General features: G+C 68.1%; 17 protein-coding genes and 1 tRNA gene. 14 read left to right on the top strand and 4 right to left on the bottom strand.

All coding sequences use genetic code 11. The annotated features are described in order from the left end of the window. Positions 1-471: 471 nt before the first annotated feature. A complete protein-coding gene (locus ACWZHB_RS28630) occupies positions 472-2,262 on the top strand; it encodes a DUF4407 domain-containing protein (protein WP_427904866.1) in 1,791 nt (596 codons plus the stop codon). Between the two features lie 70 nt (positions 2,263-2,332). On the opposite strand, the gene ACWZHB_RS28625 is transcribed toward ACWZHB_RS28630, so the two are convergent. Next, positions 2,333-3,844 (bottom strand): MFS transporter, encoded by a 1,512-nt coding sequence (locus ACWZHB_RS28625; protein WP_427904865.1) that lies wholly within the window; start codon positions 3,842-3,844, stop codon positions 2,333-2,335. Positions 3,845-3,924: 80 nt separating this feature from the next. On the opposite strand from ACWZHB_RS28625, the gene ACWZHB_RS28620 reads away from it, so the two are divergent. The 6 genes from ACWZHB_RS28620 (at position 3,925) to ACWZHB_RS28595 (ending at position 10,666) form a co-directional block, all read left to right on the top strand. Next, entirely contained in the window at positions 3,925-4,470 is a 546-nt protein-coding gene (locus tag ACWZHB_RS28620) for a TetR/AcrR family transcriptional regulator (RefSeq protein WP_427904864.1), read from the top strand. A gap of 205 nt (positions 4,471-4,675) precedes the next feature. Next, positions 4,676-6,265, top strand: a complete 1,590-nt coding sequence (locus ACWZHB_RS28615; protein ID WP_427904863.1) for an adenylate/guanylate cyclase domain-containing protein — start codon at positions 4,676-4,678, stop codon at positions 6,263-6,265. A 211-nt stretch (positions 6,266-6,476) separates the two neighbouring features. Beyond that, positions 6,477-7,361, top strand: coding sequence for a hypothetical protein (locus ACWZHB_RS28610; protein WP_427904862.1), 885 nt, complete (start codon positions 6,477-6,479; stop codon positions 7,359-7,361). After that, positions 7,358-8,383: a DUF4129 domain-containing protein gene (locus ACWZHB_RS28605; protein ID WP_427904861.1), complete on the top strand. Its 1,026-nt coding sequence runs from the start codon at positions 7,358-7,360 to the stop codon at positions 8,381-8,383. Before ACWZHB_RS28610 ends, ACWZHB_RS28605 begins: the two co-directional genes overlap by 4 nt. Then, positions 8,380-9,375, top strand: a complete 996-nt coding sequence (locus ACWZHB_RS28600) for an AAA family ATPase (RefSeq protein ID WP_427904860.1) — start codon at positions 8,380-8,382, stop codon at positions 9,373-9,375. The genes ACWZHB_RS28605 and ACWZHB_RS28600 overlap by 4 nt, the downstream gene beginning before the upstream one ends. 4 nt (positions 9,376-9,379) lie before the next feature. Further along, the gene (locus ACWZHB_RS28595; protein ID WP_427904859.1) at positions 9,380-10,666 is read left to right on the top strand and encodes a DUF58 domain-containing protein; all 1,287 of its coding nucleotides are present in this window, start codon (positions 9,380-9,382) and stop codon (positions 10,664-10,666) included. Positions 10,667-10,846: 180 nt separating this feature from the next. On the opposite strand, the gene ACWZHB_RS28590 is transcribed toward ACWZHB_RS28595, so the two are convergent. Then, the gene (locus tag ACWZHB_RS28590; protein WP_427904858.1) at positions 10,847-11,593 is read right to left on the bottom strand and encodes an RDD family protein; all 747 of its coding nucleotides are present in this window, start codon (positions 11,591-11,593) and stop codon (positions 10,847-10,849) included. Between the two features lie 18 nt (positions 11,594-11,611). Here ACWZHB_RS28590 and ACWZHB_RS28585 point away from each other — a divergent pair, with 18 nt between their 5' ends. Next, a complete protein-coding gene (locus ACWZHB_RS28585) occupies positions 11,612-12,646 on the top strand; it encodes a stage II sporulation protein M (RefSeq protein WP_427904857.1) in 1,035 nt (344 codons plus the stop codon). A gap of 801 nt (positions 12,647-13,447) precedes the next feature. Here ACWZHB_RS28585 and ACWZHB_RS28580 read toward each other — a convergent pair. Then, a complete protein-coding gene (locus ACWZHB_RS28580; RefSeq protein ID WP_427909334.1) occupies positions 13,448-14,869 on the bottom strand; it encodes a hypothetical protein in 1,422 nt (473 codons plus the stop codon). Positions 14,870-14,958: 89 nt separating this feature from the next. On the opposite strand from ACWZHB_RS28580, the gene ACWZHB_RS28575 reads away from it, so the two are divergent. After that, positions 14,959-15,597 carry a class I SAM-dependent methyltransferase gene (locus ACWZHB_RS28575; protein WP_427904856.1) on the top strand — a complete coding sequence of 213 codons (639 nt, stop codon included), beginning with the start codon at positions 14,959-14,961 and terminating at the stop codon, positions 15,595-15,597. A gap of 56 nt (positions 15,598-15,653) precedes the next feature. Here ACWZHB_RS28575 and ACWZHB_RS28570 read toward each other — a convergent pair. After that, positions 15,654-15,736 (bottom strand) — tRNA-Leu (locus ACWZHB_RS28570). Positions 15,737-15,954: 218 nt separating this feature from the next. On the opposite strand from ACWZHB_RS28570, the gene ACWZHB_RS28565 reads away from it, so the two are divergent. The 5 genes from ACWZHB_RS28565 to ACWZHB_RS28545 all read left to right on the top strand — a co-directional run bounded on the left by ACWZHB_RS28565 (position 15,955) and on the right by ACWZHB_RS28545 (position 22,410). Beyond that, complete coding sequence (locus ACWZHB_RS28565) at positions 15,955-17,388, top strand: DUF3662 and FHA domain-containing protein (RefSeq protein WP_427904855.1); 1,434 nt, start codon at positions 15,955-15,957, stop codon at positions 17,386-17,388. Between the two features lie 168 nt (positions 17,389-17,556). Next, positions 17,557-18,033 carry an FHA domain-containing protein FhaB/FipA gene (locus ACWZHB_RS28560; protein ID WP_427904854.1) on the top strand — a complete coding sequence of 159 codons (477 nt, stop codon included), beginning with the start codon at positions 17,557-17,559 and terminating at the stop codon, positions 18,031-18,033. Next, a complete protein-coding gene (locus tag ACWZHB_RS28555; RefSeq protein WP_427904853.1) occupies positions 18,030-19,475 on the top strand; it encodes a PP2C family protein-serine/threonine phosphatase in 1,446 nt (481 codons plus the stop codon). The genes ACWZHB_RS28560 and ACWZHB_RS28555 overlap by 4 nt, the downstream gene beginning before the upstream one ends. Beyond that, positions 19,475-20,947, top strand: a complete 1,473-nt coding sequence (locus ACWZHB_RS28550; RefSeq protein ID WP_427904852.1) for an FtsW/RodA/SpoVE family cell cycle protein — start codon at positions 19,475-19,477, stop codon at positions 20,945-20,947. The genes ACWZHB_RS28555 and ACWZHB_RS28550 overlap by 1 nt, the downstream gene beginning before the upstream one ends. Continuing rightward, on the top strand, positions 20,944-22,410 hold the full coding sequence (locus ACWZHB_RS28545) for a peptidoglycan D,D-transpeptidase FtsI family protein (protein ID WP_427904851.1): 1,467 nt from the start codon (positions 20,944-20,946) through the stop codon (positions 22,408-22,410). Before ACWZHB_RS28550 ends, ACWZHB_RS28545 begins: the two co-directional genes overlap by 4 nt. Positions 22,411-22,430 lie beyond the last annotated feature (20 nt).

Genomic DNA, 22,430 nt, shown 5'->3' with positions numbered 1-22,430 from the left:
CGATGAGCCATCGGCACGGGGCCGAAAGCTGAACTCACCTGCACCGCAGCAGATTTCCCTGAGATTGCCCTGGTCAAACCTCCCGCCTCCGCTAACCGGGGGTGTGGGCGGTGAGATATTCCCGACACGGGTCCCCACGAGCACGCCAGTCAGCCGACCGTACGGTCTGTATAGCGTTATGTGTGCCACAGCACATCGCTGGCTAACTTCTGGCAGTGTTGTTCGACACAAATCGGGCATCGATGGCGATGCGGCCCGGCTCGCCGCGCACGACACGCCGAGGTCGGCCCGGAAATATCGCCGCCCACGCGATACCTGGTCACCTGGATTGTGAGGCTGACCACAAGCACCACCTCGGCACTCGGTGTGTCGGCGCCGGGCCTGTCACGCTGGCACAACGAATCAATGCCAGTTTCGCCCTACCTACCAGTTTCGCCATGCCCAGTGGAGCGCACGACCCGGGGAGAATTCATGACCGGCTTACTCACCTGGCTCGGCGGAGGCCTCGCCTCGCCTCGGCGCCGGGATCCCGAAACGGGTGCCGACCTGGCTCTCAGCCATGAACAGGGCCGCTATCTCGTCACCGGTGCCGCGGTATCGCTGTTCGCGGTGATCGCCGGTCTGGTGTGTCTGTCCGCCCTGCTTGCCGCCGATGTCGGTGGGTTCGGCGCGGCGCTGTTCGCGCTGGTCATCGTGGGGGCCGCAGGGGCACTCGGGCGAGCCCTGGCCACCGCTCGTCCCGGTGCCGACGACGATCGGTTCGGCATCGCGGCCCGGATCGGGGTCGGCGTGCTGGCGGGGGTCTTCGTCGCCGAACTCGCCGCCACCGTGCTGCTCGGCGGGACCGTCGACCGGGAGCTGGATGTGCGGGCCCAGGTGAGCGCCGAGAACGCCCCCGCGGTGGTGGCCGCGCGCACCTCGTTCGATCTGGCGACCGCCGACCGCGGCGCGCTCGACCTGAGCATCGCCAAGTCGCAGGCCGATATCGACCGGGCACTGGTGATCGCCCGGTGCGAGTACAACCCCACTCCCGAATGCCCGCAGACCAGGATCACCGGGGTACCGGGACGCGGTCCGGAAACCCAGACCGCCAACGACATGCTCGACGACGCCCGCAAGCAGCTCGCCACCGCGCAGGGCCGCATCGAGGGCCTCGACCAGCGGGTTCGCACCGAGTCGGCCGCGTTGGCCGCCGCCAGGATCACCGCTGTCGCCGAGGGCGACCGTGGACTCGGTGCCCGCTGGCTGGCCATGAACAGCTACACCGGCTCGCACGCGGGTGGCGCCGCGCTGCGCTTGCTCATTCTTCTCGCCGGGGTCGCGTTGGCCCTGCTGCCGCTGTTGCTGCGCTGGTGGCGCGGGGAAACCTCGCTCGACCGCCGGGTCGACGCCGCCGACATGGCCGACCGCGCCCAGCGCGAAGCCGACGCCGCCATCGCCGTGAAACGCGCCGAGGTCCGCACCGAGACGGCCGCGTTGCGCGCCGAACACGAGCTCACCGCCGCGCAACTGGCCATCGAAGCCGATACCGTGATCGACCGAGAACGTCAGCGCACCAGGATCATCGCCGCGATCGGCGGTTTCGAGCTCGGTTTCGCCGAGCCGCATCGAAAGGACGACTCCGTGTCTCTGGAGCCGAACGTGACATCGCAGCTGCCCGCCGGATACGCCAAGCACGCGCTGCCCGCCGGAACCGCCGGGAACCTCGTCCCCGCCACCCAGCAGCCGCCAGCGCCCGCACCCACCAGTGGTGGCGGTTTGGAATTGCCGATCATCGGAACGGTGCCGTTTACCGACACCGCCGCCCGCTGGATCCGCCCGCTGGTCCCCGCCTTCGTCGCCAACGCCTTCGACTCGGCCACCCATCCGATGCGTACCGCGCGACAGGCGTTCGAGGAGGTCGAAGAGGTGACCTTCACGCTGCGGCGCACCCGCAAGGTCACCGTCGACACTCAGGATTCCGCGGCGCAGCAGCAGGTTCCGGCGGGATATCAGGTGCAGGGTCAGCCCGCGCAGGGGTTCCTGCCGCCCGGCGCCTACCCGCAGCAGCCGTACGCGCAGCAGATCGCGTCGAATGTGGTCGATGCGCCATCGAGTCGGTTCCACCCGGATCCGCGTCAGTATCAGTCGGCGCCGAACTACACCGCGTTGCCCGCGGGGCAGGGGAATGGTCTGCCGGACGCGGAGGGGTATGGGGAGATTGCGGGCGGTAATGCGAATGAGCTGCCGGGTAGTCGTCGGCAGTTGCCGCCTGCTCGGTAGTGACTGCGACGGGTAGACCGGGGTCACCCGACCGGGGCTGTGTTGCCCCGGTCGGGTGTGCCGAGGCCGGTCAGCTCGGCGTTGTCTTCGCGCGCAGGGCGCTGTATGCGGCGAACAACAGGACCGCGACGATGCCCACCACTGTCAGGTGGATGCCGCTGACGAACGCTTGGTTCGCCGACGACAGGAACTCCTCGGCCACTGCGGTGGGTAGATCACCAGCCACCTCGACGGCGCCGCTCAGTGAGCCCGAGGCGGTTGCCACCATGTCCTCGGGCAGCAAGGACAGATCCAGCCCGCGCCGGAAGATCGCCATCACCGTGCTGCCGAGCAACGCGACACCTAGCGCGAGACCCGTCTCGTAAGCGGTTTCCGAGATCGCCGCGGCCGCACCGGCACGCTCCGCCGGTGCCGATCCGACGACCAGATCGGCGGCCACCGTCATCGCCACGCCCGCGCCGAGCCCGATGCCGACGAAACCGAGCACGAACGCATCGGCCCCGCGCACAGCGTCGACGGCGAGGAAGGCCGCCGTGCCGATGGCCGTGACCACCAGCGCACCGGCCAGGACCACCGCCGCGCGCCAGCGCCGCACGAGAAAGGCCGCCGCCAGCGAGCCGAACACGCTCGCCACGAGCCCGGGCAGCATCAACAGACCCGCCTCCAACGGTGAGCGCCCGAGCACCAGCTGCAGATACTGCGATCCGAAGAACAGCACGCCTGCCAGGGCGAACACCGCGAGCAGGTTGGTGAACACCGCCACCCGGAACCTCGGCAACTCGAACAGCCGCAGATCGAGCATCGGATCGGTCAGGCGACGCTGCCTGCGCACGAACAGCACAGCCGAGACCACACCGACCAGGCCGATGAGCAGCGCGCCCACCGTCGGGCCGTGTGCCGCGGTCTCCTTCACCGCGTAGACCACCGGGACCAGCGCGAGCATGGACAGCAGCGCGCTGAGCGCGTCGAATCGGCCCGGGTTCGGGTCACGTGATTCGGGGATGAGCAGCGGCGCGAGCGCCAGCAGCACCAGCATGACCGGCAGGTTCACCAAAAACACCGAGCCCCACCAGAAGTGCTCGAGCAGCCAGCCGCCGACCAGCGGACCGGCCGCGGCGCCACCGCCGGCCATCGCGCTCCACACGCCGATCGCGATGGTGCGCTGACGCGCGTCCTGGAACATCGAGCGGATCAGCCCCAGCGTGGCCGGCATCAGCGTGGCACCGGCGACGCCCTGCAACACGCGCGCCGCGATCAGCATCTCCGGCGAGACCGCCCACGCGGCCATGGCCGAGGCGACGCCGAAGCCGACGGCGCCGATCAGCAGCAGCCTGCGCCTGCCGATCCGGTCGCCGAGATTGCCCATCACGACCAGCAGACCGGCGAGCACGAACGAGTACACGTCGATGATCCAGAGCAGTTGTGGCGTGCTCGGCGCGAGGTCGGCGCTGATCGCGGGCACGGCCAGGTCGAGCACGGTCGCGTCGACGGCGAGCAGCAGCAGGGCAAGGGCGAGGACGCCGAGTCCGGCCCATTCACGCGGGGTGGCGCGCGGTGGGGTCAGCACGGTGGGGGTGTTCATCGGTTTCTCGACTTTCGGGTTGGTAAACCGTCCAGACGGTACAGTAACAGAGAAACCGTCCAGACGGTACAGTGATCGGCGTGAGCCCCGGCACCCGCGACCGCATCCTCGACGCCCTGGAAACCCTGCTGCTCGAACGCGGCACCGCCCAGATGACCCTCGACAATGTCGCCGCGGCGGCGGGCGTGTCCAAGGGTGGGCTGCTCTATCACTTCAAAAGCAAAGACGCGCTGCTCGTCGGACTGGTGCAGCGGCTCGGCGACCGCGCTCGCGACCAGCTCGACGAGGCAAGCGCGAGCGGAACGTCGATCGCCGAGTGGTACCTGCAGACACCCGACCCGACCGCGCCGGAAGACGCCGTCGAACTCGCCCTCTACCGCTCACTGCTGGCGACCATGCGCACCATCGACGCCTCGGCGGGCAACGAACCCGATGAGGTGCAGCGCGCGCTCGACGCTGTGATGGCGGCCTGGTCGGAGAACCTCGACACCGAGGTGGCCGACCCAGTCCGCGCCGACACCATCCGCCTGGTCGGCGACGGGGTATATCTGCGCGCCCTGCTCGGCCTGCCGCAGCTCGAACCCGCCCGCTACCGCGCCGTCGTCGATCGGTTGCTGCAACGCTGACGCCGCGAGCGCACCCGAGACGACTCGCCATCTCAGCACTGAGTGGACACTTGTACACCGAATACGAATGTGGACACCGCCACGGCCCACCGACCGGTGGATGGTCACAAAAACCAGTACGACCTGTTGGTATAGCCACCCGACTCGCACAGTGACCTGCGCAACTCTATGGCCGATTCGGGATCCTCCGGTTTACAGTTCGGTGGTGATCAACCGCGAGGGACCGGCACGCGCGGCGAGATCAGCGCCGTGGGGCTCGCCGCTGCTCGGACCAGTCGACGAGAAGTCGACGGTCCGGCGCGTTCGGGTGCAGTTGTTGCTCACCGTTCCGCTGCTCATCGCCAATCTGATCGGCATCGCGATGGTGGTGGTGCTGGCAGGCTTCGTGCTGCCGGGACCGACGGTGTTCACCCGGCAATTACTGCTGGTGAACAGCGTTTTCACGCCATTGTGCGCGGGGCTCGCGCTGGCGGGCGGCGCCGTGTGGGGCACGGTGGCCGGGGTGCGGTCGATGCGCTGGGCCACCGATCCCGAACACGTGCCGACGCCGGCCGAACAGCAGGTGACGGTGTCGGCGCCGCGCTGGATGGTGCTGCAGCAGGCCATCCTGTGGACGCTGACATTGACCGTGCTCACCGTGGTCTACGGCGTGCTGGAGCCCGCGCTGATCCCCAAGGTCTTCCTCGCGATCGGCGCGGCCGCGATCGTCGTGTGCGCCAACAGCTATCTGATCATCGAATTCGCGCTGCGCCCGGTGACCGCGCGCGTGCTGGCGGCCGACCCACACCGCCGCCGCGGCATCGGCGTGTTCGGCCGGACCATGCTGTCGTGGTTCGTCGGCGTCGGGGTGCCGGTAGCGCTGACGATGACGGTGGCGGTGTGGGCGCTGGCCGATCCGGCGGTGAGCAAGGCCAGGCTGGCGGTGTGCATGCTCAGCCTCGGCGGCTCGGCCCTGCTGTTCGGGTTGATCCTGATGGCCCAGGTCGTCGCGGCGACGGTGGCACCGATCAAAGGTGTGCGGCAGGCGCTGCGCCGCGTCGAGAACGGTGACCTCGACGCCGAGATCGCCCTCTACGACGGCACCGAGCTGGGCGAACTCCAGAGCGGGTTCAACCGGATGGTGCTCGGGCTGCGCGAGCGGGCGATGATCGAGGACCTGTTCGGCAAGCATGTCGGTCACGACGTGGCGATGGCGGCGATCGCCTCCCAGCCGGTGCTCGGTGGCACCGAGACCGAGGCGGCGGCGCTGTTCATCGACATCATCGGGTCGACCACGATGGCGGCCACGCTGCCCGCGCCCGAGATCGTCGGGATCCTGAACCGGTTCTTCGACATTGTCGTCGATGAGGTGGAGCGCCACGGTGGGCTGCTGAACAAGTTCGAGGGGGATGCGGCGCTGGCGGTGTTCGGAACGCCTGCTCCGCTCGATGATCTGGCTGGTTCGGCGCTGTCGTGTGGGCGGGCGATCCAGCGCAGGTTGCGGGATGCCTCCGACCTCGACGCGGGGATCGGGGTGGCGGCCGGGCGGGTGGTCGCGGGGAATGTGGGCACGCACAATCGGTACGAGTTCACGGTGATCGGTGATGCTGTGAACGAGGCTGCGCGACTCTGCGAGCTGTCCAAGCAGCACGACGAGCGGTTGCTCAGCTCGGCTACCACTCTTGCGGCTGCGGATGATTCGGAATCTGCGCATTGGGTGCTCGGGGAGACTGTCACGTTGCGTGGGCGGTTGAAGCCGACACAGGTCGCGTTGCCGAAGGTGTCCGAGGTAGTTGGGTCTGCCGAGGTTCGGTAGGGGACGACAACGGGTAAAACCGGGCCCGGGGGGCTGGACCTTGCTGTGTCTATTGGAGCGCTGACGCGCTCGAGTCGGGGCCCTTCGGGCCCCCGATCTTCCCTCCCTCCGGGTACTCCTTCGTCGCACCCTCCACTCAGTCCAGATCGGGGCGGGCACCTCCGGGTAAGACATACCAGGCGGGGCGGTCGGGATTGACTACACTCGGGCCGTGCGTCCTGCCGTTGATGCGGTCGGCGCCGTTGGGGCGGGAATCGATCCGGCGCTGGTACCTGCGCCGGTGACTGCGATGCCGCCTACGGTGCCGATCCGTCCCTTGCGTTTTCGCGAATTGCTCGATGAGCCGTTCGCCCTGATCCAGGCCCATATTCGGGCCTTCGCGGTGCTCGGCGGTAGTGCGCTGGTGATCGGTGTGCTCATTTCGCTCGGGGTGACCGGCCTGGTTTCCCATCTCACCGACGGATCCGACGCGGGCACGGCATTGGCCGCGATCCTGGCTACCGCGACGTGCGTCTGGGTGGTGCGCCTCGTGCTGCGCGGCGCCACCGTGGCCATCGCGCTCGCCGACTTCCACGGGGTTCGGTACGGCGTGCTCGACGGGTTGCGGGCCGTGGCAAGGCGGGCAGCGCCGCTGGTGGTCGCGCAGATCATGTTCACGCTCACCGGGATCGGAGTGCTGTTGCTCGGGAGCATCCTGGTGATCACCTATCCGCTTGCGCTGATCTGGCTCTCGCAGGTGCGGGCGCGGCGGTTCGTGACCGAGCCGGTGATCGTTGCCGAGCACGCGGGTTTCGGCGCGGGCGTCGCTCGTTCGAAGATGCTGATGGAGGGTGCGGTCTGGTCGACCGCGGGGCTGTGGCTCACTCAGCGATGCATCTTCGCGGTACTCGCGGTGCCCGCGTTCGGCATTCCGTTCTTTCTCTCCGACTTCTCCGGCACCCATCGCTGGGCCGTCATCACGATGCTCGTCGGCGGGTTCCTGCTGGTGGTGACGGTGAGTGAGATCGTCGAGGCGACCAGCCGCGCCCTCAATTACATCAGTCGGCGGTGTGTCCGCGAGGGCATGGACATCCGAATCCCCGGTGATCGCCGGTGACCGAATTCCCTGACGGCGTCCCACCGCGGCCCCGGCTCGGAGCCGCCGCCGAACACCGCGCCGCCGCCGAGAATGCCGCCGGCCGCCGCGATTACGACCGTGCGCTGCGCGAACGCTTCCGCGCGGTGCTGCGCGGACTCGAGCAGGACGGTAGCTTGCCGGTGCGCCGCTCGCGCACGGCGCAGGAGACCGCCGACGACGCGACCACCGCACTGCCGCTGGAACAATCCACCGAATTGCACCCGGCGGCACGGAGTTTCGACGAAGTCGTCTATGGCGGACGCACTGCCACCGAGGACGAGTACCGCCGACTCGAATACGCCGACCGGTATTCCGAATCCGCCCCACCACCCGTGCTCGACCCGGTCGAGATCGAGGTCGTCGAGCGGGAACCCAAGCAGCGCAGGTCACTTCCCCCACTGCCGGGATTCTTGCGGAGCCCGCGGTTCTGGGCAGCGCTCGCCGCCGGACTCGCCATCGCCCTGCTGCTCTACGCCACCATGCAGTCGTGCGGCGCCCCCACCGCGCCCGATACCCCCGACCTCCCCAACCCGCCGGACCCGCCCGAGAAACCACGCGACGACAGCGACCTCGATTTCGGTAGCGGTAAGGATTCGATCTTCACCCGCCTACCGGGCTGGCTGGCGTTCGGCGGCCTGCAATTCCTGCTCGCCTTCGTCGCGCTGATCTGGTGGCGGGCGCGCAGGCGTGGCGCGCTGGTCGGCGAGCCACGCCCGGTCGAAGTACCCGCGAACGAACTGCTCGCGGGCCAGGCGGGGTTGTATCGCCGCTCCGGCGACGTGGCCCACGTGGCGCGGATCTTGCGCGCCGCGACGCTGCGCCGGATCAAGCGGCGGCTGGGCGGCGAGCGGACCGACGATCAACTCGTCGACACCGTGGCGAGCCGGCTCGGCGTACCCACCCAGCAGATCGGCACTGTCCTGTTCGGTGACGTACCGGACGAGACCACCCTCAATTACGTTGCCGCACACCTCGAATGGATCGAGACGGAGCTCGGATGACAAACATTTCCAAGGACACCGTTCTGCGCGAGACACCGAGCGCGCAGGACGCCGCGGCGGCGCTGGCCGCGCTGCGCACCGAGATCGGCAAAGCGGTGGTCGGCAACGACCAGGCCGTGCTGTATCTGGTGCTGGCACTGTTGTGCCGCGGCCACGTGCTGCTGGAAGGTGTTCCCGGCGTGGCCAAGACGCTGCTGGTGCGCGCGCTGGCCACCTCGCTGGCACTCGAGCACGCGCGCGTGCAGTTCACCCCGGACCTGATGCCGGGCGATGTCACCGGATCGCAGATCTACGACCCGCATTCGGCCGAATTCACCTTCCGCAAGGGCCCGGTCTTCACCAACTTGCTGCTGGCCGACGAAATCAACCGCACCCCACCGAAAACCCAGTCCTCACTGCTGGAATCGATGGAGGAGCGCCAGGTTTCGGTAGACGGGCAGCCGCGTCCACTGCCCGAACCGTTCGTGGTGGTCGCCACCCAGAACCCGATCGAGCAGGAGGGCACCTATCCGCTGCCCGAGGCCCAGCTCGACCGGTTCCTGTTCAAGGTCGACATCCGGCTGCCCGACCGCGACGACGAGTTCCGCATCCTGCAGCGGCACGCGGGCGGCTTCGACCCCCGCGATCTCGGCGCCGCGGGCCTGCGCCCGGTCGCGGGCCCCGAGCACATCGCGGCCGCGCGCGCCGCGGTGGGCGAGGTGGCGGTGAGCCCGGAGGTGCTGGCCTACATCGTCGACCTGTGCCGCGCCACCCGCTCCTCCCCCGCCGTCGCGCACGGCGCGTCCACTCGCGGTGCGACCGCGCTGCTGGCCGCCGCCCGCGCCTTCGCCTGGCTCAACGGCCGCCCGTACGTAACGCCGGACGACGTGAAAACTGTGGCGATGGCGGTACTTCGGCATCGCCTGCAGTTGCGGCCGGAGGCCGAGCTGGACGGGGTGAGCACCGAGGGCGTGCTCTCGTCCTTGCTGGTCTCGGTGCCGGTTCCGGTCTAGCGACGTGGTGGTCACAGGCCGGTTCGCGCTGCTCGCCACGGCCGCGGCGGCGGTGGTGATGTTCGTGGTCCCGACGTGGGTAGGGGTGCTCGGCGCGTCCGCGTTGCTGGTGGCGCTGCTGCTGGTCGATATCGCGCTGACCGCGCGGGCGGATTCGCTGTCGCTGACCCGCGATCCGTTGACGGTGGTGCGGCTCGGCCGCGCCACCGAGGTGGAGTTGGTGGTCACCAACACGGGCGCCGCCACCGTGCGCGGACTGCTGTGGGACGCCTGGCCCGACAGCGCGCGTCCCGAACTACGCGACCAGCACCTGGATCTGGCGCCACACACGCGAATCCGCTTGCGCACCAAGCTGACTCCCACCTATCGCGGCGATCGGGTCGCGGGTCCGGTGACGGTGCGGCTGCTCGGACCACTGGGTCTGGCGGGACGCCAGAGCCGGGTCGACGTGCCCGCCAGAGTGCGCGCGCTGCCCGCGTTTCGCAGTGAGCGACTGCTGCGTTCGAAGGTGAGACGGCTGCATCACCTCGAGGGCCGCAATGTCGCCAACACGCGCGGGCAGGGCACCGAATTCGATTCGTTCCGCGAGTACGTGGCAGGCGATGACGTGCGCAGTATCGATTGGCGGGCCACCGCGCGCGCCAACGACGTGCTGGTGCGGACCTGGCGGCCCGAACGCAACCGGCACATGCTGATGGTCCTCGACACCGGGCGGGCGAGTGCGGGCCGGGTCGGCGAGGGGACGCGGCTCGACAGTTCGATCGAAGCGGCGTTGCTGCTGGGTGGGCTGGCCGCGGCCGCGGGCGACACGGTCGACCTGATGGCCTACGACCGGCGAGTGCGTGCGGAAGTGAGTGGTGTCGGCGGCAATCAGCTGCCGCTCAAACTTATGCACACCCTCGCGGGGGTTACTCCACAGCTGGTGGACACCGATACCGACGGACTGGTCCGCACCGTGATCTCCCGGGTGCGCAGGCGGGCGTTGATCGTATGGTTCACCAGTCTCGACGGGCCGACTGTCACCGAGCACCTGCTGCCCGCGCTACCCACACTCACGCAACGTCATCGGGTGCTGATCGTCTCGGTCACCGACCCCGATATCGCCGCGGCGGCGAGCGATCGTTCGCAGGTCTACACCGCGGCGGCCGCCGAAACCGTGCTGGCCGAACGCGCGCTCGTGCAGGAATCACTGCGGCGGCGCGGTGTGGCCGTGGTGGCGGCTGCCCCCGATCAGCTGCCCGAGGCACTGGCCGACGAGTACCTCGAACTGAAGCAGTCCGGCTCGCTCTGAATCTATGGACATCGCGAATTGTGCACAACCGCACCTGGTTGTGGATAACCGGAGTTTCTACCGGTACTCACAGTTCATCCACCGACTCGCCAACAGATTCATCCACAGGATGGTTTGTGCACAGGTGGGTTCGCGCACAACCTGATTCGTGCACAGGCTGTTTCATCCACAAGCTGGGGATTACACCCGCGAAAGCTGCTGTCGCCGAGCGAGAATCGCGCCGAGCACGTGATACGGCGGGTAGCCGACGGGCGCCGGACAGCGCAGCGCAGCGCACATCGCCTCGACGAGTTCGGTGCCGAGATAGTGCTGTGTGGGCGGCGTGAGCGTCGGCAGCCGGGTCAGGTAGCGCCGTGCCGCGGCGGCCAATTCGTCGGAGATCCCGCTCGGATCCAGCTGCGCCGACCACCCGGCCAACCACGGCGGCGCGACGGCCAGCGACGGCATCGGCATGGCCTGCCGGGTGTGCACAACTACGGTTCCGGCGAGCACATCGCCCACTCGCTTGCCCTCGCGCGAACACAGCGACGTGACCACGGCGACCGCGCCGAACGCACCGAGCATCCAGAAATCCACAATCGCACCCGCGAGGCCACGGGTGAGCGCGTGCCGGAAGTCGATCGGCCCGGCATCGGCGCGCACGACGCGCAAGCCGAAGGCCAGCTTGCCCAGTGACCGCCCGCGCGAGACGGTTTCACTGACCACCGGGTAGGCGATCAGCACAACCACCAGCGTGACGACCGCCGTCACCGAGAACCAGGCGGAGTCGGCGTCGGTGACGATCAGCACCAGCATCAAGACATATTCCAGCGTCGCGGCGAGCGCGAGCTGGAGCATCAGGTCGAGCAGAAAAGCGCCCGCACGGCTGGGGATGCGCGCGATGGGGAGCTCGAGCGCTACCGCTTCGCCGGTGGTGAATTCAGCCATGTGGCTAGCATTCCCGATATGGACACCGATGCCTACAGCTGGGCGAGTCAACGGTCTTGGTATCGGCTCGATCAGCTGGTTCGCCAGCGCAAGTTGTCCGGTGCCGATGCCGACGAACTGGTCCGGTTGTACCGGTCCAGCTCGCAGCAGCTGGCGAGATTGCAGGGGCACCACCCCGATCCGGAGCTCGTCGACCGGCTCAGCGCGCTGCTGGCGCGGGCCCGTGGCCGGGTGCTGGCGGCCAGGTCGCAGCCGTGGCGCGAGGTCGGCCGGTTCTTCACCCGGCACTTTCCCGCGGCTGTGTACAGAGCCTGGCCGTGGTGGTTGGGGACAACTGCGATCTTTCTGGCCGTCGCGGGCGTGATCGGCGTGCTTGTGGATCGTTCGGCCGCGGCGCGCGATGCGCTGGGGATACCAGCGGGTGATCTGTCCGACATCACCGGACCTGGGGGTTCGTTCGAAACGTACTACTCCGAGCACCCCAACGAGGCCTTCGCCGCCAAGGTCTGGACCCACAACTCGCTGGTGTCGGCGATCGCGTTGTTCACCGGTGTGCTGATCCTGCCGGCTGTGTACGCATTGTTCATGAACGCGCTGAATCTGGGGATAACCGGTGGATTGATGGCCGACGTGGGGCGGCTGGATTCGTTCTTCGGCTTCATCCTGCCGCACGGCACGCTGGAGCTCACCGCACTGTTCGTCGCGGGCGGGGTGGGGTTGAAACTCGGCTGGACGCTGGTGGACCCGGGACGGCGCAGCAGGGCGGCCGCGATGGCCAGGCAGGGGCGTGCGACCGCCACGGTGGCGCTCGGGCTGGTGTGCGTGCTGCTGGTGTGTGGCCTGCTGGAGGGTTTCGTGACGCCGAGCCCACTGCCGGTCCCGGTGCGGATCGCGCTGGGGTTCGTGGCCGAGGCGCTGTTCCTGTACTACGTCTTCGGGATCGGCAGGCGGGTGGCCGAGGAACAGGACGCGGAGGCAGTGGTACCGGTCTCGGCGGCGGATCCGGCCGATCGGTGGCTGATGGCGCCGGCGAAGGTGCTCGACCGGGCGTGAGCTCGCATCTGTGCGTGCATCTGTGCAGCCGACAACTCCGAGCACACCGGCCACGGGACGCGCCGGGCAATCGGCAGCTACGGAAGGTTAAGAGACGGTGACGAACTCCCCCATTTGAGTTCCGCTGGCCGCAGCGAGTCGGGCTCGAACTGCGGCCAGCGTTACCGTCAACTGTACACAATCGTTATGGTCACGCAACCCCCAACGCGCAGGTCCGGGGTAGGAATTGCGAACCTGCAAAGGGCTGTGGACGCACCGTTTTTCACACCCGCAGCAAACTTCTGGCGTCACCCGCACCGCATGGCCGGCGGCACCGAGAATTCACCCCGAGCAAACCTTCGATAACGAGTCACGCACCTTCGACAACGTTCGCGCGCGAATATTGAGCAAGGTTGCCTCGGCACATACCAACCCCTCCTCATAGCTGTCACCTGGGGTTTCGGCAACGGAATTACGGTTGCCGACTACTTGAAACGAGAAAAGAAACCTCAAGTTTGTTAACTAGCCTGCAAACTAGACACACGCCCAGCAATCGCACTGAAACACCGAATTCATTGGCTCTAACTGGTCGAATGACCGGTTGCGAACGGGCCGCCGAACAACCAGAAATCGGCGGAAGAACACCCGGAATACAAGGGTGCACGGGCAGTGTGACCTTCGCCTCACCTGCGAGTATCGGGACTATCCAGTCATGCAGAGGACAGCATCGATGCCGCCGCGCGGCGATGGCCGCCACCAGCCGAAACAGGCACGAGGTCGGCTCGAGGTGCGAAAGGCCGGACGCTGCCGGACGCGGCGGTCTCAGCCGATTCGGACGATCCCCGTCACCGTTCCCTGCCAGAGCGCGCCGCCTCGGGTGATGAGCGCGGCCATCTGCAGCGGATCCTCCGCGACGGTTCCCGGCAGGTGTGTGGAGGTGCGCACGGCACCGGTTTCCGGGTCGACAACGACGTAGTCGAATCCGTCGAGGGGGGTTGCCGAATCGGGCCCGACACGCCGCAGGGTGTGGATGCCGCCGTCGGCGAGCGACAGCCGCGGGACCGCCGCGCTGCGAACTCGGCTGTCCCACACCGGGACACATCCGTCGGCGGTGAGGTCGACCCGGCTCAGACCGCCGTGAAACGGCGCGTTCGCCGGCACAGCCGGGCCCGCGCCCTCGGGAACGGTGGGATACGGATAGCCGTAGGTGCTCGCGACGAAGATCGACGAACCGATCGCGATCGGCGAATTCTCACTACCGCCGACGGGGACCGGAATGGAGCAGACCTGCTCACCCGAACCGGACCGCGCCACGATGAGTCGCACCTGATCGTCGGCATTGTCGACGATGGCGAGATATTCGTCGCCGCGCACGGGACCGAAGTATGTCGGCGTCGAGCCGGTACCCCAGCTGAGCTGACCCGGTTTGCGTGCGGCGCCGCGATCGTAGGCGGCCCGCCAAAGGATCTCCGGCTCACTGTTTTTCGCACGCAGTTCGTACAGGGCGTGCGTACTCGCCACGGCCACACCACCATTGGGTGCCGACGAGATGCTGTTGGCCACCGACTCCCCGGACGGCAGCCGCACCGTCCCCACGCCACCATCGCGTCCGACGAACCCGACGACACCGTGTCCCGTCGCGAACCACACATTGCCCGACCAGTCGGGGACCAGCCCGGTGACGTTGTCGCCCTGGGGAATCACGCCACTCAGATCCGACTGCACGGTCGCCGTCAACCGCCACGCGCCGTCGTCACCCCGAACATGCGCGACCCGCAACAGCCGCCGCGCACCGTCGACGACCACCAGTCGATCCTCGTTGTCGAGAAAGGCGTAGACCCCGCCGAGCAAGCTCCCCTTGGTCAACGGCAGCGAAGCGAGCGCCCCACCGACCGGCCCCGGCGCGGCCGTATCGAACAGAAACACCGTCGGCGTCTGACCCGCGATGGCGGTGCACAACCCGACTACCAGTCCGTCCGCGCCCTCGAGCAGCGTCGGGCAAGCAGCCCCGAGCGGATACACCGTGACCCCGGCCCCGGCGGCGGGCCCGGCCAGCGGCGTCACATCCGACGATCCGGCATCCCCGTGCATCGTCGCCGTTCCGAGCGGACCGAGGAAAGGGTTGGCCGCGAGCGGACCGGTCACCGGCGGCGCGGCCGACGCCGGAACCGACCAGGCGCTCGCCGAGACGAGGGTGAGGACGGCGGCGCGGGCGAGGAAGCGGCGAGATACAGACGACACGATCTGTATCGAACCCGAATTCCGGGCCGGAGAGAAGTATTCGGATCACCCTGCGGGACCGGCGGCCCGAAAACGCGGCCTACGATGGCCCCATGACCGGGGTCAGAGATCGTCTGCTCACGACAATCGCCGGGCAGCTCGGCAATCCGCACGGTGTGCTCGGCAAGGGCGTGGCGTCGGTCCTCAATCGCGGGAACAAGCGTGCCATCGCGGCCGCCGTCGACGCCGCGGCGCCGACCGCCGCAGCGCGGGTCGCCGATATCGGTTTCGGCGGTGGGATCGGCCTGGAGTTGCTGCTGGCCCGTGTCGGCGCCGAGGGCGTGGTGCACGGCATCGAACCCTCCCCCGACATGCTCGCCCGCGCGCACGGCCGTTTCGCGGGGGCGGTCGCGCACGGCCGCCTCGCTCTCGCCGACGGCACCCTCACCGCGATCCCCGTGCCCGACGCGAGCCTGCACGCGGCGATCACGGTCAACACCATCTACTTCCTCGCCGATCTCCCGGCCGCCTGCGCCGAACTCGCCCGCGTCCTGCGGCCAGGTGGCGTCGCTGTGGTCGGCATCGGCGACCCCGAGGCCATGGCGAAAATGCCGTTCACCCCTTACGGCTTCACCCTGCGTCCGGTTGCCGAGGTAGTGGCGGCGCTGAGCTCCGCCGGACTGACTGTGGAGCAGCGCACCCTGGCGAATCCGCCGATCCCGCACCACCTGCTGATCGCGCGCAAGGCCTGATACCACCCCCGAAACGACTGAAGGCCCGATCCAGAAGGATCGAGCCTTTAGTCTTGTGGGCGAAGGGGGACTTGAACCCCCACGTCCTTACGGACACTGGCACCTGAAGCCAGCGCGTCTGCCATTCCGCCACTCGCCCGAGCGACTGGAAAAATCTAACATGCCCCGCGGGCGAAAATAAAATCGATTCCCTGACCTGCGGCGATGCGGTGAAAGCCGGGCCGGGAACCGGGGGGCGCCGCCGGGAGTTACCCAGGTAGAGGATCGTGGATATCATGCAAGGAACGTGGTCGCGTCCGGACACGCCGTAACTAGCGGTCGAGAAGGGCGGACACGCGCACCGAAGGGAGGGCTGTGATGGGCATCGTGTCGAGATTCGAGCGTCGCTTGCAGGGCGCTGTCGGTGACGTGTTCGCGCGGGTGTTCGGCGGCAGTGTGGTTCCCCAGGAGGTGGAGGCCGCGCTGCAGCAAGAAGCCGCAGATCAGATCCAGGATCTGGAGGGCGGGCACCGCCTCGCGCCGAACAGTTACGTGATCACGATCAACGAAACCGATCACGGCAAGCTCGACGCCGATCACGACCTGACAACCAAAGCGTTCGCCAAACATCTGCAGGATTACATCCGCGAGCAGGGCTGGCAGACCTACGGCGAAGTTCACGTGGCGTTCGAGGCATCACCTACGCTGCACACCGGAATGTTCAGAGCGAGCGGCCGCGTCGACCCCGACGCCGGTCGTGGGACGGCCCCACCTCGCCCCGGACCGCCACAACGACCCGCACACCCGCAACCAGGAGCTGGCCCCATGACGCATAACTCAGGCTACGAGCCCGGCCGAGAGCCCGCGGAGTCCGATCCACGCAACCGCGGGTATGCACCGCCGCCCGCCGGTGCGCCAGGGGCTTCCTACCCGGCCGACGATTACGGCCGCGGTGGCGGCTACGGCGCGCCCGAGGCGCAGCCCGGATACGGCGACGCCGCGTACGGCCAGCAGGGTGGCGAATACCAGAACGGCTACGACCCCGCCGCGCCCGCCCAGCAGGGCTACGGCCAGCAGGGTGGCTACGGCGCCCAGCCCGCGTACGGCGAGCAGGGCTACGACCAGCAGGGCGGCTACGGCCAGCAGGCCTACAGCCAGCAGGGCGGCTACGGCGGCCAGGGCGCCCAGCCCGGTTACGCCGAGCCCGGCTACGACCAGCAGGGCGGCTACGGCCAGCAGGGCTACGCCGAACCCCAGCAGCAGGGCTACGGCCAGCAGGGTGGCTACGGCCAGCAGGGCTACGCCGACCCCGGCTACGACCAGCAGGGCGGCTACGGCCAGCAGGGCTACGCCGAACCGCAGCAGCAGGGCTACGGCCAGCAGGGCTACGGCGCGCAGCCCGGTTACGCCGAGCCCGCCTACGGCCAGGAGGAGCAGGGCGGTTACGCCCAGCCCGCCGCCGCGGGCTACGGCCAGCAGGGTTACGGCCAGCAGCAGGGCGCGGGCTACGGCGCCGCCCAGTCGAGCTACTCGGCCACGCTGCAGCTCGACGACGGCAGCGGCCGTACCTACGCGCTGCGCGAGGGGTCCAACATCCTCGGCCGCGGCCAGGACGCCCACTTCCGGTTACCCGACACGGGTGTGTCGCGTCGCCATATCGAGGTGCGCTGGGACGGCCAGACGGCCATGCTCTCCGACCTCGGTTCCACCAACGGGACCCTCGTCAACGGGTCCCCCGTGCAGGATTGGCAGCTCGCCGATGGCGACGTCATCCGGGCCGGACATTCCGAGATCCTGATCCGGATCGTCTGATCCCGTAAGCTGCGCGGTGCACGTCACGAGTCGACGCTGTCGGCTCTATGATGCTGCCATTACACGCACGGTCCCGACCTCGGGGCCCGCAAGCCAGCACGCTGGTGGGGGTGGTTCGCCCCGCACCTGCCGTACCGACGTACCCGGGCGAACAGGAGGTGGAACGCCGTGCAGGGATTGATCCTGCAATTGACCCGCGCGGGGTTCCTGCTGCTGCTCTGGTTGTTCGTCTGGGCCGTTCTGCGGACCTTGCGCAGCGATATCTACGCGGCATCCGGCATACGGATTCAGCCGAGGGCAACTCGCGGTGCACGCGGGTCCATCGGTCTGCCCTCCTTCAGCCGAAGCCAGAAGGGCGCCAAGTATCTAGTGGTGACTCATGGTTCACTCGCCGGCACTCGGATCACCCTCGGCACGCAACCGGTTCTCATCGGACGCGCCGACGATTCGACGCTGGTACTCACCGACGACTACGCCTCGACCAGGCACGCGCGACTGTCTCAGCGTGGTGACGACTGGTACGTGGAAGACCTCGGTTCCACCAATGGCACTTATCTCGACCGCGCGAAAGTCACCACCGCCGTCCGTGTTCCGCTCGGCACTCCGGTGCGAGTCGGCAAAACAGTGATCGAGCTGCGATCGTGACTCTTGTTCTGCGCTACACCGCGCGAAGCGACCGCGGACTCGTCCGGGGCAACAACGAAGATTCGGTCTACGCGGGCGCACGCCTGTTAGCGCTGGCCGACGGCATGGGTGGCCATGCCGCCGGAGAAGTGGCTTCCCAGTTGATGATCGCCGCGTTGGCGCATCTCGACGACGACGAGCCCGGCGACGACATCCTCGGAAAGCTCGACCACGCCACGCATTCCGGCAACGCCGCCATCGCCGACCACGTCGAGGCCGAACCCGAACTCGACGGCATGGGCACCACGCTCACCGCCATCCTGTTCGCGGGCCGCAAGCTCGGCATGGTCCACATCGGCGACTCGCGCGCCTACCTGTTACGCGACGGCGAACTCACCCAGATCACCCGCGACGACACGTTCGTGCAGTCGCTGGTCGACGAGGGCCGGATCACTCCGGAGCAGGCGCACACCCATCCGCAGCGTTCGCTGATCATGCGTGCCCTCACCGGCAACGAGATCGAGCCGACGCTGATCATGCGCGAGGCCCGCGCCGGTGATCGTTATCTGCTGTGCTCCGACGGACTCTCGGACGTGGTCAGCGACGAGACCATCGGCAACACCATGCGCGAGGGCAATACCGACGAGTGCGCCGACCGGCTCATCGAATTGGCTTTGCGCTCAGGCGGTCCCGACAACGTGACCGTCGTGGTCGCCGATGTGATCGACCTCGACTACGGCCAGAGCCACCCGATCCTCGCGGGCGCCGCCTCCACCGAGGAGGAGGAAGACGCCCCGCCGCCGAACACCGCCGCAGGGCGCGCCGCCGCCATGCGTCCGCCGCGCGCGCAACCGCGCCGCGCCGCCGCCGCGCCGCCGCCAGTGGAAACCAAGTCGCACAAGCTGCGCTGGCTGTTGCTGTCGCTGGCGTTGATCGGCGCGGTCGCCGTCGGACTCGTGGTGGGCTACAAGATGATTCGCAGCAACTACTACGTGGGCGCCGACAACGACAAGGTGGTCGTGATGCGCGGCCTGCCCGGTTCGATCCTCGGCTACTCCATCCACGATGTGGAGCTGTCGGGTTGTGTGAACAACAAAGGCGAGCTCACGCTGCTCGAAGTCGGCAAGTCCGCGCCGAGCGGTTGCAAGACCCTGATGGTCAGCGATCTGAAGCAGACCGGGCGCGACCAGGTGAGCAAAGGCCTGCCGCCGGATTCGCTGGACAAGGCGCGCGGCAGCATGAAGGTGCTGGCGCAGAACGAACTCCTGCCGGTGTGCCCGAAGAAGGAATCGGTGCCGCAGCCCGGCGTGCTGCCGCCCGAGCAGACCCAGCTGCCCCCCGGTGCACCGACTCCCGGCCCTGATCAGCCCGCGACACCGACCACCACCCCGGCACCGACCACCACGACCGTTGCGCCGACAACCCCGCAGATCTCAGGGGAGAACTGCCGGGTGACGGACTGATGTCCGCACCGCCACCGCCGTCGGCCGGGGCGTTCCCCAGTCCCCCTGGCGGATTCGCGCCGGCGCCACCGCCGTCGACGCGACGCAACCAGGAGTTGCTGCTGCTGGCGGGTGCGGCGGGCATCACGACGGTGTCTTTGGTCATCGTCGAGGCGAGCCAGGAACAGTCGATCACCACCGACATCGCCAAGTACGGCTTGGCGTTCCTCGCGCTGTTCGGGATCGCGCATCTCGCGGTGCGCCGATTCGCGCCGTTCGCCGACCCACTCCTACTACCGATTGTGGCGCTGCTCAACGGATTGGGCCTGGTACTGATCCACCGGCTCGACCTCGCGGAAGCGCAGAAAGCCGCATACGACGCGACATCGGTCCCCTCCCCCGACGCCAACCAGCAGATCATGTGGACCGGCCTCGGCATCGTGGTGTTCATCAGCCTGCTCATCGTCTTGCGGGATTACCGCACGCTGGCGCGCTACACCTACACACTAGGCCTGGTCGGCCTTGTCGCGCTGGCGATTCCGGCACTGTTGCCGAGCCGGTTCTCCGAAGTCAACGGCGCCAAGATCTGGATCCGGCTGCCCGGATTCAGCATGCAGCCGGGTGAATTCGCGAAGATCCTGCTCATCATCTTCTTCGCGGGCGTGCTGGTGGCCAAGCGTGACCTGTTCACCGCGGCGGGCAAGCACTTCCTCGGCATGGAGTGGCCGCGACCGCGCGATATGGGCCCGGTCCTGATCGTGTGGATCGTCTGCATCGGCGTGCTCGTGCTCGAAAAGGACCTCGGCACTTCACTGCTCATCTTCGGCACGGTGCTGGTGATGATCTACATCGCCACCGAGCGGGTGGGCTGGCTGATCATCGGTGGCGGGCTGCTCGCGCTCGGCTTCGTGTTCGCCTATCAACTGTTCGGGCACGTGCGCGTGCGCGTCGACACCTGGCTGCACCCGTTCGACGACTACCACAACACCGGTTACCAGATCTCGCAGTCGATGTTCGGTTTCGCCACCGGCGGGCTCGCGGGCACCGGCCTCGGCAGCGGACGGCCCCAGCAGGTGCCCTTCGCCAAGACCGACTTCATCGTCACCACCATCGGCGAGGAACTGGGCCTGATCGGGCTCACCGCGGTGCTGATGCTGTTCCTGATCTTCATCGTCCGCGGGCTGCGCACCGCGCTGGCGGTGCGTGACAGCTTCGGCAAGCTGCTCGCGGCCGGTCTGTCCTTCACCATCGCGATCCAGATCTTCGTGGTCGTCGGCGGTGTCACCAAACTGATTCCACTCACCGGTCTGACCACGCCGTTCATCTCCTACGGCGGTTCGTCGCTGCTGGCGAACTACGCGCTGCTCGGGCTGTTGATCAAGATCTCCGATGCGGCCCGCGCACCGGCACCGACCCGTAAGCGCGCGCCCGCCCCGATCGCCGACGCGGCCACGGAACTGGTGCGCAGGCCGGAAGGCAGGGTGAGCGAATGAACACGCCTCTGCGTCGCGTCGCCGTCGCCGTCATGGTGATGGTGGTGGCGTTGCTCGTGAACGCGACCTACCTGCAGGTGGTCAAGGCCGACGACCTGCGCAGCGATCCGCGCAATTCGCGGGTGCTGCTCGACGAGTACTCGCGCCAGCGCGGTCAGATCTCCGCGGGCGGCACCGTGCTCGCCGGCTCCGTCGCGACCGACGACCGGTACAAGTACCTGCGCGAATATCCGTCAAACCCACCCGCTTACGCACCTGCCACCGGCTTCTACTCGATGCAGTACGGCAAGACCGGGCTCGAGCTGGCCGAGGATCCGCTGCTGTCGGGCAATGACTCGAGTCTGTTCGGCCGACGCCTCATCGACATGTTCTCCGGACGCGATCCGCGCGGTGCGAACGTGCTCACCACGCTGAATCCGATGATGCAGCAGGTCGCCTACGAGCAGATGACGTCGAAGGGCTACACCGGCGCCGTCGTGGCGATCGAGCCGAGCACCGGCAAGATCCTGACCATGGTCTCCACGCCGAGTTACGACCCCAACGAGCTGTCGGGCCACGACGGCGCGGCGGGGCGGGCGGCCTGGGAGCGGTTGAGCACCGACGAGACCCAGCCGATGCTCAATCGCGCTGTCTCGCAGACCTACCCGCCGGGCTCGACGTTCAAGACCATCGTCACCGCGGCCGCGCTGTCCAACGGTGTCGCCGGACCGAACGACCAGTTCACCGCGGCGCCCAACATCACCCTGCCCGGCACCAGCACCACGCTGGAGAACTACAACGGCAGCACCTGTGGTGACCAGCCGACGGCCAGCCTCTACGAGGCGTTCCGGCGGTCGTGCAATACCGCGTTCGTCGAACTCGGCGTGAAGGTCGGCGCGGCCAAGCTCAAGGACGAGGCCGCGGCCTTCGGAATCGGACCGCACCGCGGGGTGCCGATCCCGGTGGCCGAGTCGACCGTCGGACCGATCCCGGACAACGCCGCCCTCGGCCAGTCGAGCATCGGTCAGCGCGATGTGTCGGTGACCCCGCTCGACATCGCGGTGGTCGCCTCGACCATCGCCAACGGTGGTACCAGGATGCAGCCGTATCTGGTCGACCAGACCCAGGCGCCCGATCTGTCCGAACTCAGCAAGTCCGACCCGGTCAGCGTCGGACAGGCCGTGACGCCGCAGGTAGCGTCGACATTGAAGGATCTGATGGTCGCCTCGGAAGCCAACACCGCGGGCGGTGGACGCTCGCCGTACCAGATCGCGTCCAAGACCGGAACCGCCGAACACGGCAGTAATCCCCGTAACACCCCGCCACACGCCTGGTATATGGCCTTCGCGCCCGCGCAGAACCCGAAGATCGCCATCGCGGTGATCGTCGAGAACGGCGGCGATCGGGCGCTGGCGGCCACCGGTGGTTCGGTGGCGGCACCGATCGCCAGGTCGGTGCTGGACGCGGGCCTGGCAGGGGGCTGAACGAAATGAGTGTGCGAGTG

It is taken from the genome of Nocardia sp. FBN12 (genome assembly GCF_054031145.1).
Note: the sequence above shows the minus strand (reverse complement) of the source record. Positions and strands in the feature narration are given on the sequence as shown.